Source organism: Lamprobacter sp. (genome assembly GCF_034860625.1).
In the GTDB taxonomy this organism is placed as follows: Bacteria; Pseudomonadota; Gammaproteobacteria; order Chromatiales; family Chromatiaceae; genus Lamprobacter.
In genome coordinates this window covers 1-1,944 of the sequence record NZ_JAYESN010000418.1, presented here as the reverse complement: position 1 = coordinate 1,944, position 1,944 = coordinate 1, and the positions used below count along the sequence as shown (strand labels likewise).

The window sequence follows — 1,944 nt, the reverse complement described above, 5'->3', positions numbered from 1 at the left end:
TGTCGCGCTGATGGATGGGCTCGGCCTGCCTTATCCTCGCAAGATCGACTTTGCGGTGCCGGGCAATGAGGACTGTGGCGCCTGTCCCACCAACGTGCCAGAACAGTTCCGCGGTCCCTGCTCGGCCAGTGATCAGGGGTGAGTCGAGCGAACGCCCTCAAAGCACCGCTGCAAGCCTGGCTCGCCGAACGCCGACAAGACCGCAGAGACTGTGCTGAGCACAGCAAGGCGCTGCACTATGCCTGGGATGCGGACGCCGCCGTTATGCTCGTCGACTACTCGCCACTGCTCGGCATTGAGTGCCTGCATGCGGTCAGTCACTGGGCCTCGGGCTTCGCCACCCTGCGTTATGCCGAGGGGCTGTTTGAAACCGCCTGCATCCGCGATCTATGGCTGCCGTTTCAACGCGACCATGAGGACAGCGCGTTTCGGCACTGGTTTGCGACCCTGCCCGAGCATCTGGCCGCGGCTTTGGAGCGGCTGCCGGCTCGGCGCTATGCCTTAGCGGCGCTTGCGCAGCGCTCGCAGGCCGTGCGGGATCTGATCTTGTCGAACGTCAGGCTCTGCTTCCTGCTGCATCATTGGGCCGAGACACAGGGCTGGTCTGAGCCGCAGCTGATCGAGATCGCGGGCCGCAAGCAGACCGAGATCCTCAGCGCCTTGGGGCTACCGCCCTATCGCCGCGTGCTCAGGCTGATCGCCAAGCTGCGCATCAGCGAGTTCGACGCCTATGAGGTCGACCGGCTGTTGCGGGTGCTGCGTCAGGAGGCGACCTGCAACGCCCTCGTGCATGAGCCTGAGTTGAGCCTCCGGCTGGTGAAGATCATCGAGGACTATCCCTGGATGGCTGGTCGCCCGTTGCAGCGGTTACTCTGCGAGGCCTCGAACCGAACGCTGCGCGAATGGATCAACGACAGCCTGCGCATGGGTGGCGAGGCGGCGCTGCGTGAGCTGCGCCGCTGCGATCGGCCGTCGCAGGTGCGGCGGCTGCATGAACGCTTGATCGTCGAGCAGATCGAGCAGGATGGCAACCACCGCCGGCGCTTCGACGCCAGCGGCCACATCCTTGCGTTTCCGCCGGCCCCATTCACCGATACCGCGTCCATCCAGGCGATCACTACGCCGGATGCGCTGCAGCTGGAAACCCAGTTGATGCGCCATTGCGTGGCCTCCTACACCGATCGGGTCTACGATGGTCAGTATGCGGTCTACAAGGTGTTGGAGCCGGAACGGCTGACCTTGGGGCTGAGTCTGCGCCATGGCGGTGTCGCACTGGATCAATTGAAGGGCGTCAGCAACCGAGCGCCGAGTCCGGAGGCGCAAGCGGCCGTGGAGTACTGGCTGCATGAGCAGCTGAAGGTCGGCCGGTCCTGAGGCCAAGGCTCAGGATGACGCGTCGGGCACCTCGTGCACCCGCAGAGGTTGAGCAACGCCTGCGCAATGGGTCGGCTATTGATACAGCGCTGCTCCCCAGAGACTCAGCCCGTGATCAACCGCTCCAACGCCTCGGCATCGAGCGGCTGCAGCCCGATCAGGGCGCCAATCGCGTTGCCGAGCTCGTGATCCCCGCTCATCAGCAGCAGCGCCGAGAGAGCGGCGACAAAGGCCTGCGCACGTGCCGCCTCGGTCGGCTCGCCCTGGGCCTCGGTGAGCGCCTTGCGGATGAGCTGAAGGTCGATCACCTCGAGTGTCTCAAGCGGCCCGTCCAGCACCGCCTGGTCCGCTGGGTCTTGTGTCTTTGTCATGCCCTCACCTCCTGAAGCCTGAGGTCGCCCAAAGACTCGGCCGCAGCATCAGCCCGGCATGGATCGGTTGCGGCGCGGCGTTTGGTGATCTCGGTCTGCAGGGCTTGCCCAAAGCTCGCCTTGACCTCCAACCAGTCGCGCGGCCTGATCGTGATCGGCGCCGGCGCCGGGAAGTTCTTGAACCAGGGGCCATAGGAGG

The 1,944-nt window shown here is 65.2% G+C and carries 3 protein-coding genes; 1 reads left to right on the top strand and 2 read right to left on the bottom strand.

The features are described 5' to 3' along the window. Nucleotides 1-138 precede the first annotated feature (138 nt). Nucleotides 139-1,374: a PcfJ domain-containing protein gene (locus VBE63_RS28295; protein ID WP_323686318.1), complete on the top strand. Its 1,236-nt coding sequence runs from the start codon at nucleotides 139-141 to the stop codon at nucleotides 1,372-1,374. A 104-nt stretch (nucleotides 1,375-1,478) separates the two neighbouring features. On the opposite strand, the gene VBE63_RS28290 is transcribed toward VBE63_RS28295, so the two are convergent. Further along, entirely contained in the window at nucleotides 1,479-1,745 is a 267-nt protein-coding gene (locus VBE63_RS28290) for a hypothetical protein (protein ID WP_323686317.1), read from the bottom strand. After that, a partial coding sequence (locus VBE63_RS28285; RefSeq protein WP_323686316.1) for a hypothetical protein occupies nucleotides 1,742-1,944 on the bottom strand: 203 nt, incomplete at its 5' end. The genes VBE63_RS28285 and VBE63_RS28290, both read right to left, overlap by 4 nt.